Source organism: Caldovatus aquaticus (genome assembly GCF_019458025.1).
GTDB classification, from domain to species: domain Bacteria; phylum Pseudomonadota; class Alphaproteobacteria; order Acetobacterales; family Acetobacteraceae; genus Caldovatus; species Caldovatus aquaticus.
The window spans coordinates 1-12,523 of sequence record NZ_JAHZUY010000043.1; the positions used below are offsets into that span (position 1 = coordinate 1).

General features: G+C 75.7%; 10 protein-coding genes. 5 read left to right on the forward strand and 5 right to left on the reverse strand.

The window, feature by feature from the left end; translation table 11 throughout:
* The first annotated feature begins 1,013 nt into the window (after positions 1-1,013).
* Positions 1,014-1,994 (forward strand): zinc-dependent alcohol dehydrogenase family protein, encoded by a 981-nt coding sequence (locus K1J50_RS13675; RefSeq protein ID WP_220118277.1) that lies wholly within the window; start codon positions 1,014-1,016, stop codon positions 1,992-1,994.
* A 50-nt stretch (positions 1,995-2,044) separates the two neighbouring features.
* Here K1J50_RS13675 and K1J50_RS13680 read toward each other — a convergent pair whose 3' ends face one another.
* The 3 genes from K1J50_RS13680 to K1J50_RS13690 form a co-directional block, all read right to left on the reverse strand.
* A complete protein-coding gene (locus K1J50_RS13680; protein ID WP_220118279.1) occupies positions 2,045-3,439 on the reverse strand; it encodes an aspartate aminotransferase family protein in 1,395 nt (464 codons plus the stop codon).
* 681 nt (positions 3,440-4,120) lie between these two features.
* Complete coding sequence (locus K1J50_RS13685) at positions 4,121-5,140, reverse strand: Bug family tripartite tricarboxylate transporter substrate binding protein (RefSeq protein ID WP_220118281.1); 1,020 nt, start codon at positions 5,138-5,140, stop codon at positions 4,121-4,123.
* Between the two features lie 163 nt (positions 5,141-5,303).
* Complete coding sequence (locus K1J50_RS13690; protein WP_220118282.1) at positions 5,304-5,693, reverse strand: response regulator; 390 nt, start codon at positions 5,691-5,693, stop codon at positions 5,304-5,306.
* Between the two features lie 372 nt (positions 5,694-6,065).
* On the opposite strand from K1J50_RS13690, the gene K1J50_RS13695 reads away from it, so the two are divergent.
* Both K1J50_RS13695 and K1J50_RS13700 read left to right on the forward strand, forming a co-directional pair.
* Entirely contained in the window at positions 6,066-7,943 is a 1,878-nt protein-coding gene (locus K1J50_RS13695) for a sensor histidine kinase (RefSeq protein ID WP_220118284.1), read from the forward strand.
* On the forward strand, positions 7,940-8,698 hold the full coding sequence (locus tag K1J50_RS13700) for a response regulator (protein WP_220118286.1): 759 nt from the start codon (positions 7,940-7,942) through the stop codon (positions 8,696-8,698). The genes K1J50_RS13695 and K1J50_RS13700 overlap by 4 nt, the downstream gene beginning before the upstream one ends.
* 46 nt (positions 8,699-8,744) lie before the next feature.
* Here the strand turns inward: K1J50_RS13700 and K1J50_RS13705 are convergent, their stop codons facing one another.
* Together K1J50_RS13705 and K1J50_RS13710 are read right to left on the reverse strand one after the other, a co-directional pair.
* Positions 8,745-11,009, reverse strand: a complete 2,265-nt coding sequence (locus K1J50_RS13705; RefSeq protein ID WP_220118288.1) for an AMP-binding protein — start codon at positions 11,007-11,009, stop codon at positions 8,745-8,747.
* The gene (locus tag K1J50_RS13710; protein ID WP_220118290.1) at positions 11,006-11,356 is read right to left on the reverse strand and encodes a TetR/AcrR family transcriptional regulator; all 351 of its coding nucleotides are present in this window, start codon (positions 11,354-11,356) and stop codon (positions 11,006-11,008) included. The genes K1J50_RS13705 and K1J50_RS13710 overlap by 4 nt, the downstream gene beginning before the upstream one ends.
* 100 nt (positions 11,357-11,456) lie before the next feature.
* Between K1J50_RS13710 and K1J50_RS13715 the strand changes: the two genes are divergently transcribed.
* Complete coding sequence (locus tag K1J50_RS13715) at positions 11,457-11,759, forward strand: hypothetical protein (RefSeq protein ID WP_220118291.1); 303 nt, start codon at positions 11,457-11,459, stop codon at positions 11,757-11,759.
* A 278-nt stretch (positions 11,760-12,037) separates the two neighbouring features.
* Entirely contained in the window at positions 12,038-12,463 is a 426-nt protein-coding gene (locus tag K1J50_RS13720; protein WP_220118293.1) for a rubrerythrin family protein, read from the forward strand.
* The last annotated feature ends 60 nt before the right edge of the window (positions 12,464-12,523 follow it).

Genomic DNA, 12,523 nt, shown 5'->3' on the forward strand with positions numbered 1-12,523 from the left:
CACGGCTGGCGCCGCGTCCGCCGCCGCAGCCTGCGGCGCAACGGCGCCCCTCTGCACCTGCCCTGCACCGCCATGAACCTCCGCCGCGCCGAACGCCTCCTCGCCTGACAGGCGACGCGCGCCCCCCGGCCTGCCGCCAGACACCGAAACCGAACACAAAGGCCGCTTCCAGGCCGCCCTCACACCTGCCTCACCCGATCGGGCGCGTTTCGCAGGGGTCTCCATAGGCGCCGCCAGGACGAGCGCGATCCGCGCCGCAGCCGCGACCGCTGCGACCGGGGCGGCGTCCACCGCCCCGCGCCGCCCCCTCCTGCGGAGCGTCGGCTCGGCACGGTCTCCGGGGGGCGGCATCGGCCGACCGACCGGGGGGCCCAATGACTGCTCCCGTCTCGCGGCCGTCGGCTGCGCGAGCGGGGCGCCCTCCGCCGGGCGGTCCGCACGCCAGCCGGCCTCCAGTGTGTCGCATGGCCGTCGCTCCGCCTTCGCTGGCGCGCCGGGCACGGGATGCAGCGCGATTCACCGTCGCTCCGGCCGTCAGACATGCCGCTACAGGCACCGGCGCGTGCGCTGCGGAGAACGCGACCGGCAGGCACCGGGTCGGCCGCACCTCGATGCCGGCGGGGTGAGCATCCTGCCTGCCCCGGGCGTCATGCCGGGGAGGTGGCGCGGGGGACCGCAGGCCGAACATCCGCGTCGGCGCCGCCGCGCGTTGCAGGGCTGGCAGGCGCGTTCGGCACGGCGCATTCTTCGCTGCGCGCCGTGGACCGAGGAGCGGCCGCGAAGGGTGGAGGAACCGCCATGACCGGGGCGACAGCGCGGGCGGAGACGGCGCGCGCGGGCTGCGCGCCGAGGCACGAGGCCGAAGGGGCGCGGGCGAGGGGCACCGCGATGCCGCGATGGCGGGCGCGCCCGCCGTCATGGGCCCCGCCGCCCCTTCAGGGGCGTGGCGGCAACCAGCCGCGGCGGTCGCGCCCCGCGGCGCCGAGGCAGGCAGGGAAGAACCGATGCGGTGCATGACGCTCGATCCGGCCGCGCGGGGGCGGCTGCGCGCGGAGACGCGGCCGGACCCGCGGCCGGGCCCGGGGCAGGTGCTGCTGCGCGTCTGCGCCTGCGCGGTGTGCCGGACCGACCTGCACGTGGTGGACGGCGAGCTGCCGGAGCCGAAGCCGGGGGTGATCCCGGGGCACGAGATCGTCGGCCGCGTGCTCGAGACCGGCCCCGGCGCGACGCGCTTCGCGCCCGGCGCCCGGGTCGGCGTGCCCTGGCTCGGCTTCGCCTGCGGCGCCTGCCGGTTCTGCGCGCAGGGGCGGGAGAACCTGTGCGAATCGGCGCGTTTCACCGGCTACCAGCTCGACGGCGGCTATGCCGAGCTGGCGGTGGCCGACGAGCGCTTCTGCTTCGCCCTGCCGGAGGCCTATGCCGACGCGGAGGCGGCGCCGCTGCTCTGCGCCGGGCTGATCGGCCACCGCGCTCTGCGCCTGGCGGGGCGGGAGGCGCGGCGGATCGGCCTCTACGGCTTCGGCGCCGCGGCGCACATCATCGCCCAGGTGGCGCGCTGGGAGGGGCGGGAGATCTACGCCTTCACCCGCCCGGGCGACGACGCGGCGCAGGCCTTCGCGCGCCGCCTCGGCGCCGTCTGGGCGGGGCCGTCGGACGCGCCCGGGCCGGTGCCGCTCGACGCCGCGATCCTGTTCGCCCCCGTGGGTGCGCTGGTGCCGGCGGCGCTGCGCGCGGTGGACCGCGGCGGCGTCGTGGTCTGCGCCGGCATCCACATGAGCGACATCCCCTCCTTCCCCTACGAGATCCTGTGGCACGAGCGCGTGGTGCGCTCGGTCGCCAACCTCACCCGGCGCGACGGGGAGGAGTTCCTGGCGCTGGCGCCGCAGGTGCCGGTGCGCACGGCGGTGGAGACGCTGCCGCTCGCGCGGGCGAACGAGGCCCTGGCGCGGCTGCGGGCCGGCGCGGTCGAGGGCGCGCTGGTGCTGGTGCCCTAGGGTCGCCGCGCCCCGGCACCGGCGAGCAGCCGCGGGCCCGGGTCCGCGGCTCAGCGGATCTCACCCTCGTCCTTCAGCATCCGCACGCTCCTGCGGAACGCCTCCAGCGTGCGGTCCAGCTCCGCCGGTCCGTGCGCGGCGGAGACCGTGCCGCCCGGCCAGGGCATGATGTCCACGCCGTGCACGCGCATCGCCAGCGCGAGCTTGGTCGGCCCCTGCGCGCCGCGCGGCACCTTGAGGTCCTCGTAGCCGAAGGCGAAGGGGTCGAAGGCATGCGGGCCGATGCCGGGCAGGCGGCGCGGGTTGGTGAAGACGTGGAAGCCGGTGTGGGTGCCGTACACCGCCCAGGGCACGCCGGCCTCGGCGAGCACGGCGTTCATCCCCTCGCGCAGTTGCGCCGCGTAGGCATGGGCGCGCGCGATCGCGTCGGTGGACTTCAGGATCTCGAGCGTCGCGACGCCGGCGGCGGCGGAGAGCGGGTTGGCGTTGAACGTCCCCTGGTGCGGGATCTTCTCGATGCCGCGCGCCGCCGCGCGCTCGGGGTCGAGCAGCTCCATCACGTCGCGCCGCCCGACGACCGCGCCGCCCGGCAGCCCGCCGGCGAGGATCTTGGCGAGCGTGGTCAGGTCCGGGCGGATGCCGAGCGCCTGCTGCGCGCCGCCGAGGGCGACGCGGAAGCCCGTCACCACCTCGTCGAAGATCAGCAGGATGCCGCGCTTCGCCGTCTCCTCGCGCAGCAGGCGCACGAATTCGGGGCGCAGCGGCACCTGGCCGTAGGTGCTGCCGGTCGGCTCCAGGATCGCGGCGGCGATCTGCGGGCCGTGCTCCTCCAGCAGCGCGACGAGGCCCGCGGCGTCGTTGGGGTCGGCGAGGACGACGTTGCTCGCCAGCCCCTCCAGCACGCCCGGCGTCGGCGTGCCGTCGAAGTGGTTGGTGACGCCGAAGGCCATGTGGTCGTGCCAGCCGTGGAAGTGGCCGCGCAGGCGGAGCAGCTTCGGCCGGCCGGTGGCGGCGCGGGCGAGGCGCAGCGCCATCAGCGTCGCCTCGGTGCCGGAGTTGGTGAAGCGCACCATCTCGGCGCTCGGCACCAGCTCGCGCACCAGCTCGCCCCAGCGCAGCTCGAGCGGGTGGCTGGCGCCGTAGTGGGTGCCCTTGGCCGCCTGCTCGGCGATCCGCGCCGCCACCTCCGGGTGGGCGTGGCCGAGGATCAGGGCGCCGTGGCCGCCGAAGTAGTCCACGTATTCGTTGCCGTCCACGTCCCACTTCCGCGCACCGGCGGCGCGGACGATCGAGAGCGGGTGCGGGCGGACGTAGCGCGTGTCGTGCGTCACGCCGCCGGGGAAGATCTCGCGCGCCTTCGCGTAGGCGGCGGCCGAGCCCGGCGTGCGCGCGACGAAGGCGGCGACGATCGGCGAGTTGGAGAGAGGGGGCGGGGTCGCGTTCATCGCCTGGCGCCTCTGCGGAGTGGCGGAACGATCCGCGCGAGCCGCGAGGCCCGGCGCCGGACCGCGCCCGCCGTCAACCGCAGCGTGGCGCGCGGCGGCGGGCTTGGCAACGCCGTGCGCGCCCCGGCCTCGGCGCGCGCCGGTGACCCGGCCGGGGAACGCGGGCTGGGCGTCGCCGCCGTGCTCGACCCTCGCGCAGCGAGGAAGGGGCGGGGCGCCGGGATCCTGCGGCCGCTTCCCTCTTTGCCGTCCGGGCCGCCGCAAGGGCGATCCATCGCTTCTCGGCACCCGCCGCCCGACCAGCGGCGGCGCGGCAGGGGCGCCCGCTCCGACGGGGGGCGCCCGTACGCGCGATCAGCCCGCTGATGAGCCTGCCGCCTCGGGCGGCCCGGCGCCGCCCGGCTCGGGCGTCTTCCGCTCCGCGCCGGCGTGCCGTGCGATGTCGTCGACTGGGATGTGGTTCCGCCCGGGCGCGGCGGGGACGACGGTCGGCTTCCCGGCCCGGCGCGGCTTCCCGAGGCCCGGCCGCGAGGCGGCGGCGCGACGCAGCCCGAGCACCAGCATCGCCGACGGTCTCCGACATGACCATCGGCTGCCGGAAGCCCTGGGGTGGGCGCGGGCCAGCGACGGCTTGTGCGGGCGCCGCGATGTCTCGCCCCCCGTTCACCCCGCCACCGGGTCCTATTCCACCCGCAGCCCGGCCCGGCGCACCACGGGCGCCCAGCGGGCCGCGTCCTCGGCGACGTAGCGGGCGAACTCGGCCGGGCTCGCGCTGGCCTCGACCTCCACCCCGCCTTCGAGCAGGCGGCGCCGGACCTCCGCCTCCGCCAGCACGGCGTTCAGGGCGGCGTGCAGCTTCTCCACGCGGTCCGGGGGCGTGCCGCCGGTGGCGAACAGGCCGAACCAGGTGGCGGCGCGGATCTCCGGGAAGCCCTGCTCGGCCGTGGTCGGCAGATCGGGCATGGCGGCGCTGCGATGCTCGCCTGCCACCGCGAGCGCGCGCAGCGCCCCGGCGCGGATGTGCGGGGCGAGCGGCGCCAGGGCGTTGGTGAAGACCGGGACGCGCCCGGCGATCACGTCGTTCAGCGCCGGACCGGTGCCGCGATAGGGCACGTGCTCCATCTCGACGCCGAGCACCTGCGCGACGAGCGCCCCGGCCGCATGTCCGGTCGAGCCGACCCCGGGCGAGGCGTAGGCGAGCGGCGGGCGGGCCCGGCGCGCGAACGCCTGCAGCTCGCGCAGGTCGTGCACCGGCAACGAGGGATGCACGACGATGACATTGGGGCCGAGGCCGATCAGCCCGATCGGCGCGAAGGCGGTCGCCGGGTCGTAGGGCAGGTTGGGGCGGACGAGCTGGTTGATGGTCAGGCTGCCGCTGCCGCCGAGCAGCAGGGTATAGCCGTCCGGGGCGGACTTCGCGGCTGCCTCGGCCCCCAGCGCGCCGCCGGCGCCGCCGCGGTTCTCGATCACGATCGGCTGACCGAGGCGGGCGGCCATGCCCTCGCTCAGCAGGCGGCCGACGATGTCGTTGGTGCCGCCCGGCGGGAACGGGATGATGAGGCGCAGCGGGCGGTCCGGGAAGCCGGCCGGGGCCGCCGGCTGGGCGGCAGCGCCGCGCGGGCCGGGGACAAGCTCGCCGAGAAGGGAAGGGAGCGCCAGCGCGGCCGCTGGCCGCAGGAGCAGGGAGCGACGGGGGAGCAACGAGGGCCTCCGCAGGCTGTCGAACGGAACCGGCAATGATGCCGCCGGCGCCCGCGGGAGGCGAGAGCGGGCCGGGAGCGGCAGGCGGCCGCGCGGCGGCCGGGGCGTCGCCCGGAACGCGGCGCGGGGGGCTCGCGGATCCGCCGCCGGCGACCGTTCCGGCTCAGCCGGCGGCGACGGCCCGGACGCTGACCGCCCACGCCTCGGCGCGGGCGATCGCCTCGGCGATGTCCTCGTCGCGGAACGGCTTGCCGACGACGCCGAGCGGGGCGGCGGCGCGACCCTCCGCCGTGTCGAGCAGGTCCGGGTTGCCGGTGACGAACACGCAACGCACGCCGAACAGGTCGCGCAGCAGGCGCGCCACCTCGCGTCCGTCGTCGCCGCCGGCGAGGGCCAGGTCCATCAGGGCGAGGTCGGGGCGCTCGCGCTCCGCGATCGCCAGGGCCGCGACGCCGGTCGCCGCGGCGCCGCAGCTTTCGTGGCCGAGCGAGGCAAGCAGGTCTTCCAGATGCATGGCGAGCAGAGCCTCGTCCTCGACCACCATGATGCGCATGCGGCTCGTCCCCCCTCGGTGTCCTGATGGCTTTACGCAAGACGGGGCTGCGTGTGGGATGCCAAATGCGTGAGGCCCGACGCAACGGCGGCGTGCCCGCCGGCGGGGCACGGCGGTGCGGCGCCGGTGCGGGGCCCGTGCCTGCGGGCCGCAACGGCGCCCCTCGGCCGAGCGCAACGCCGGGCTCGTCCCCCTGCCGGCCAGGCGCGGCGGTTACGCGCCTTCGCGCCGCGCTGCGGATGGCTGTCGCCTCCCCAGTTATTTCTGGTGTAGAAATGGAACGCCCCCGTTCGCTCTATCTACCTATGGCTGAAGGAGAGAGGGTCCGGGGGGGAAGCGCCACCGGCGGCCGGAGGGTATCGGCTGAGTGGGATGACCGGGACCACAACCACCGCGCGCATGTCGGATGCGGCCGCAGCCGGCCCTGCGCCGGCGGAGGGCTGGTCGAGCGATGGCCTGCCGGCCGGCTTGTTCGTCCGCCGTACCGACCGGGTGATCGCGCTGGTCCGGGCCGTCGTGGCGATGGTGGCCTTCCTCGCGGTCCGGTTCGAGCCGCCGCAGCCGGAGGAACTGGCGGTCCACGCCCGCGTCCTGATGGCGGCCTACGGCGTGTACGCCGTGGTGCTGGCGGTGGCCCTCGCCGGCTTCCGCGTGGTGCAGCGCCCGGCGGTCGGCACCATGGCGCACGTCGTGGACATCGGCGTGTTCACGGCGCTGATGTCCCTGACCGCCGGCCCGGCGAGTCCGTATTTCGCGCTGCTCAACTTCTCCCTGCTCGCCGCCGCGCTGCGCTGGGGCTGGCGCGGCGCGCTCTGGACCACGGTGGCGCTGACCGGGCTGTTCCTCGTCGTCGGCGTCGCCTTCGCCGGCGCCTTCGCCGGCGACACCCTCAACGCCAACCGTTTCGCGTTGCGGCTGACACACCTGCTCACCATCGGGACCGTTCTGGTCCTGTTCGGCCTGTACCAGCAGCGCTTTGCCGCCGAGGTGCTGCGCCTCGCCGCGGGCTGGCCGGCCGCCTCCTCCGACCCCACCCCGGTGCGCGGGGCGCTGGCCTATGCCGCGGAGGTGTTCGATGCGCCGCGCGCCCTGCTGCTGCGCGACGATCCGCTCGAGCCCTGGCTGCATGTCACGGAATGGCGCGCCGGCGACGACGCCGGCGGCGCCGCGGGCGGGGGGCTGGGCAGGAGGCGCTGGGCGCGCGGCGGCGGCGCGGCCGGCGGGGTCCTGACCGAGCGGCGGTTCTCGCCCGACGAGATCGGGCCGGCGGTGGCGGAGGCGGTGGGCGACGCGCCCTTCGTGGTCGTGGAGGGCATGACCCTGGTGCACCGCGGGGGCCACGGGCTCGATCCGCTGCCCTCGCCGGGGCTCAGCGCGGCCCTGTGCCAGCGGCTGGACATCGCCTCCGCGCTCTGCCTGCCGGTGCGCACGGAGGACCAGGACGCCTGGCTGGTGATCCCGGGACGCGACCGCGGAGCGCCGGAGGACTTCCTGATCGGGGCGGTCGCCACGGCCCGCATCGCCACGGCATTCCAGCGCGCCGCGGCGCAGGATGCCCTGCTGCGCGCCGCCGCCGCCGAGGACCGGCTGCGCCTCGGCCGCGACCTGCATGACGGCATCCTGCAGCCCCTCGCCGGAGCGGTGCTCAAGCTGCAGGCCGCGCTGCGCCGCGAGCCCGCGCCGGCGGCGCTCGCCGCCAGCGTCGCCGAGGTCTGCGAGCTGCTGAGCGCCGAGCAGCGCGAGCTGCGCGCCTTCATCAACCGCCTGCGGCCGGAGAATGCGGCGGGAGCCGCCGGCGCCGAGATCGAGCTTGCCCCCGAGCTGGAGCGGCTGGCGCAGGTGCTCCGGGTGCAATGGGGCATGGAGGTGACGCTGACGGTGACGCCGCGCGGCGCCCTCGTGCCGGGGCGGCTGATCTGGCACCTCCGGCAGCTCGTGCGCGAGGCCGCGGCCAACGCCGCCCGCCACGGCCGGGCCCGGCGCCTCGAGGTGGACGCGTCGCACCTCGGGGAGACGCTCTGCCTGCGCATCGCCGATGACGGCGCCGGCCTGGCGGAGCACGGCCAGTTCGACGGACCGACCCTGCGCGAGCGCGGGATCGGCCCGCGCTCGCTCCGCGAACGGGTGCTCGCCCTCGGCGGTTCGCTGCTGCTGGACTCCAGCCCCGCGGGGCTCCGCCTGATCATGGACATCCCGCTCGGCGGCGCCGTCGGCGCCGCCGCGCCGATCCGGGAGAGGATCGCCGCATGACGACGCTGGTGCTGGCCGACGACCACCCGATCGTCATGGAGGGTCTCGCCGCCCTTCTCACCGAGGCCGGCTACACGGTGGTGGCCCGCTGCACCCGCGGCGAGGAGGTGCTGGAGGCGATGCCCCGGCTCCGCCCGCAACTGCTGCTGCTCGACCTCCACATGCCGGGCATGGACGGCCTGACCGTGCTGCGCCGGCTCAACGCCGCGGCCGAGGCGGCGCCTGCGGACGCGGGGCGGCGGGCGCGGGTGGTGCTGCTCACCTCCGGCCTGACCGAGGCGCAGGCGGCGGAGGCGATGCGGCTCGGCGCCGACGGCCTGGTGCTGAAGGAATCCGCGCCGCAGCAACTGCTCGAATGCCTGCGGCACGTGGTCGCCGGCGGGCAGTGGGTGGACCGCGAGATCGGCCGCCGCGCGCTCGCCGCCGCCGCGACCGTCGGCGCCGGCGCCGCGCCGCCGCCCTCCGCCTCGGAGGGAGGCACCGCGCCGGCTCCGGCCGCGGGCAGGCGCGGGGGAGGCGGCGCAGGTGCCGTGCCGGAGCCGGTGCGGCTGACGCGGCGCGAGCACGAGATCATCGGGCTGGTGCTGCAGGGGCTGCGCAACAAGCAGATCGCCGACCGGCTGCAGATCACCGAGGGCACGGTGAAGATCTACCTGCACGCGATCTACCAGAAGCTCGGCGTGACCAGCCGGATGGAACTCGCCATCTGGTGCCGCGAACGGAGCCTCGCCGCGGCAGGCGCGTCCGCCGCCTGACCGGCGGGCGGGAGGGAGCGCGCCGTGGCAGCGCGGCTCGGCCGCGTCAGGTCGCCGGAAGCCGCGGACGCTCGGCCTCCTCCGCGGCGCCGGCGAGGAGGCGCTGCACCGCCGGGTAGTCCACCTTGCCCGTGGCGAGGAGCGGCATCGTCTCGACCACGCGCAGCTCGCGCGGGACCATCAGCTCCGGCACGCCCCGCTCGCGCGCGGCGGCGAGCAGCGCCGGGATGGCCGCGTCGCGCCGGGTGGTCAGGAGGACCAGCCGCTCGCCCTTGCGCGGGTCGGGCAGCGCGAGGACCGCGTGCAGCGCGTCGGGCCACAGCGCCCCGGCCAGCGCCTCGGCCGCGGCCATCGAGACCATCTCGCCGGCAATCTTGGCGAAGCGCCTGGCGCGGCCGCGGATGGTGACGAAGCCCTCGGCATCCACGGAGACGATGTCGCCGGTGTCGTACCAGCCCTCCGGCGGAGGCTGGAGCACGCCCGGCGCCTCCGCGCGCAGGTAGCCGAGCATGACGTTCGGGCCGCGCACCCAGAGCCGGCCGGCGTCGCGGTCCGCGAGGCCGGCGACCGGCTCGAGGCGATGCTCGATGCCCGGCAGGAAGCGCCCGACCGTGCCGACGCGGTTGCGCTTGGGGGTGTTCACGCAGAGCACCGGCGCGGTCTCGGTGGTGCCGTAGCCCTCGAGGATGCCCTTGCCGAAGCGGTCGGCGTAGAGGCGGCGGGTCTCCTCGCGCAGCTTCTCGGCGCCGGCGAAGATCAGGCGCACGGCGCGGAAGTCGTAGGGGTGGGCGAAGCGCGCCCAGCCGTTGAGGAAGGTGTCCGTGCCGAAGACGATGGTGGCGTCGCGGTCGTAGATCACCTCCGGCACCATGCGGTAGTGCAGCGGCGATGGGTAGAGGAAGCTCGGCACGCCGCTGAGCAGGGGCAGCAGCGTGCCGCCGGTGAGGCCGAAGCTGTGGAACATCGGCAGCGCGTTGACCACGCGGTCGGCCGGGCTGAAGTCCAGCACGGCGGTGACCTGGGCGCAGTTGGCGAGAATGTTGCGGTGGGAGAGGACCACGCCCTTCGGCGTGCCCTCCGAGCCGGAGGTGAAGAGCACGACCGCAGGCGCGTCGGGCGCGAGGCGCGCGCCGGGCAGGCGGCGGGCGCGGCGCGCGTCGAGCAGGCCGCGCAGCCGGGCGCCGGGGCCGATCGTGGCGCGCAGCTCGTCGAGCCAGACGAAGCGCAGGCCGGCCTCCTCCATGCGCGCGACGGCCGGGCCGAGCCTGCCGCGCTCGACGAAGCGGCGGGAGCAGAGCACGGTGCGGATCGCTGCGGTCCGGCAGGCGGCGAGCATCCCCTCGGCGCCGGCCGAGAAGTTCAGCATGGCGGGGACGCGGCCGAAGGCCTGCAGCGCGAGGAAGGTGACGACCGCGCCCTTGGCGTTGGGCAGCATCAGGCCGACGCGCTCGCCGGGCGCCGTGGCCGCGGCCAGGCGGCGGCCCAGAACGCAGGCGGCGAGCACGATGCGGTCGAAGGAGAGCGGGGCGTAGTCCTCGGGGTCGTCGAGCACCTTCGCGCGGCCGCCATGGACGGCGCGCGCGTCGAGCAGGGCGGCGAACAGCGACTTCCCCGTCCCCGCCGTGCGGAAGGCGGCCTCGGTCATCACCGTGTCGAGCGCGTCGGAGAGCGCGCGGCGGCGGGCGCGGCCGCGCACGCCTTCCGGCGCGGCGATCCGCACCGGGGGGAGGAAGGTGACGGTGACGCGCGGGAACCAGCGCCGGCGCAGCACCCCTTCGGTGTAGGCGAACCGGCTGTATTGCGGTCCGTCGAGCCGCACGGGGAGGACCGGGGCGCCGGTGCGCTCGGCGAGCATGCCGGCGCCCTCGTAGATCTTCATCAGGGCGCCGGTGCGGCTGATCCGGCCCTCGGGGAAGATGACGAGCTTGCGGCCCTCGTCGCGCACCGCCCTGACCATGGCCTTGAAGGCGTAAGGGCTGGACGGGTCCACCTCGAAGGTGCGGACCAGGGCGAGGAAGGGACGCGCCCACCACGTGCGGGCGATGAACAGGTTGACGACGAAGCTCGGCTGGTCGGGCACCGCCGCGGCGATCAGCGCGCCGTCGGCGAGCGAGAGGTGGTTGGCGACGACGATCGCGTTGTCGCCGGCGGCGCGGTAGTGCTCGAGGCCGCGCACCTCGAAGCGGTGGAACAGGCGGAGATAGAGGCGCAGCGCGGCGCGCACCGCCTCCCGCAGGAGGGCGCCGGCGCGGCGGGGAGCGGGGCCGGCCGCTGCGGCGGCGGAGGGCGCGGTCCTCGCGGTGGCGGTCATCGGCGGCAAGCCTCGGCTTCGCGGGCGTCCAGGCGCAGGCACAGCGCGACGATCTCGTCGGCCATGGCGTCGAGGCCGCGGCCGTAGGCGGCACGGCCCTCGGCGAAGAGCGCCCCGATCAGGGCGCCGAGCGAGGGCCGGTGAGCGCAGAGGTTGGAGGGGGTGCGGCCGGCCGCCGCCGCGATGTCGCGCACCGACACGGCCTCCACGCCCCGGGCGACGAAGAGGGCCAGGGCCTGGCGCCGGATGCGGGCGCGGGTTTCGCTGCGGTTGCGCATGCGGGCCGCCGACTGAACGAACGTTCGCTCAACGCCGCTGGCGCGGCGATCAAGGTGCCGCGAGGACACGGCCGGTTGTCACGATATCGTGACCATTGTGCGCGAAACTGGGACGTTAAACTCTCGGAAAGATTGTATTGCGCAGCGGTTGCTCGCGAATGAGGCTGAGGTGCCCACCAACCTGATCGCCGTTCTGCAGAGCGAGGAGCGCCAGCTCGTGGCCGAGTTGCGGGCCACGATCACTTTCCAGCGGCTTGACGCGATCCGTCGCCTGATCGCGCTCTACGGGGGAACGAGCAGCGCGCCGAGCGATCCGCCGCCGGGGGCGGCGGCCCATCCTCCGCCCGCCGCGAATGCCGCCGAGGGCGCGTCGCCGGAGGAGTTCGAGGAGCGCGGGACGAGGGCGGGCGTACGGGAGAGCAACAAGGCGGTGTCCGTCGTCCGCGCCGCGCTGGCGGCGGCGACGGGCTGAGGGATTGCCGGCAGGGGGGAAGCCGAGCGGGGGCGGCGGGGGCGCCGGCCGCGCGGCAGGTCGCGGCGCACGCGGCGGGGACATGGGACAGGTTCCATGCCTTGCAGCGTCTTTCGCAATTTCAATCGCAACATTCGATCATTGCGTTCGAAACAATCTGTTAGCCAGCCGAGCGGAGACATGGCATACGCTCGCGGCGCGGAGGAGACGCGGGACCGGACGGAAACCGTCCGGTTCCGCTCCCTGCCGCACCACCGGAACGGATGCGAGAGGGAACGATGCCGGCGCTCAAGGGCAGCAAGACCGAGGAAAACCTGAAATACGCCTTCGCGGGCGAGTCCCAGGCCAACCGCCGCTACCTCTACTTCGCGCAGAAGGCGGATGTGGAAGGCTACAACGACATCGCCGCGGTGTTCCGCTCCACCGCCGAGGGCGAGACCGGGCATGCGCACGGCCATCTCGAATTCCTCGAGGCTGTCGGCGACCCGGCCACCGGGCTTCCGATCGGCACGACCGAGAAGAACCTCGCCGCGGCGGTCGCCGGCGAGACGCACGAGTACACCGACATGTACCCGGGCATGGCGCGCACCGCGCGCGAGGAAGGCTTCGACGAGATCGCCGACTGGTTCGAGACGCTGGCCAAGGCCGAGCGCTCGCATGCCGGCCGCTTCCAGCGCGCGCTCGACGAGCTGAGGAAGGCCTGAGCGCCGCCGCGGCGCAGGGCTGAAGCCGCCGGGTGGGCCGCGGGCGGCGCTGCCGCCGCC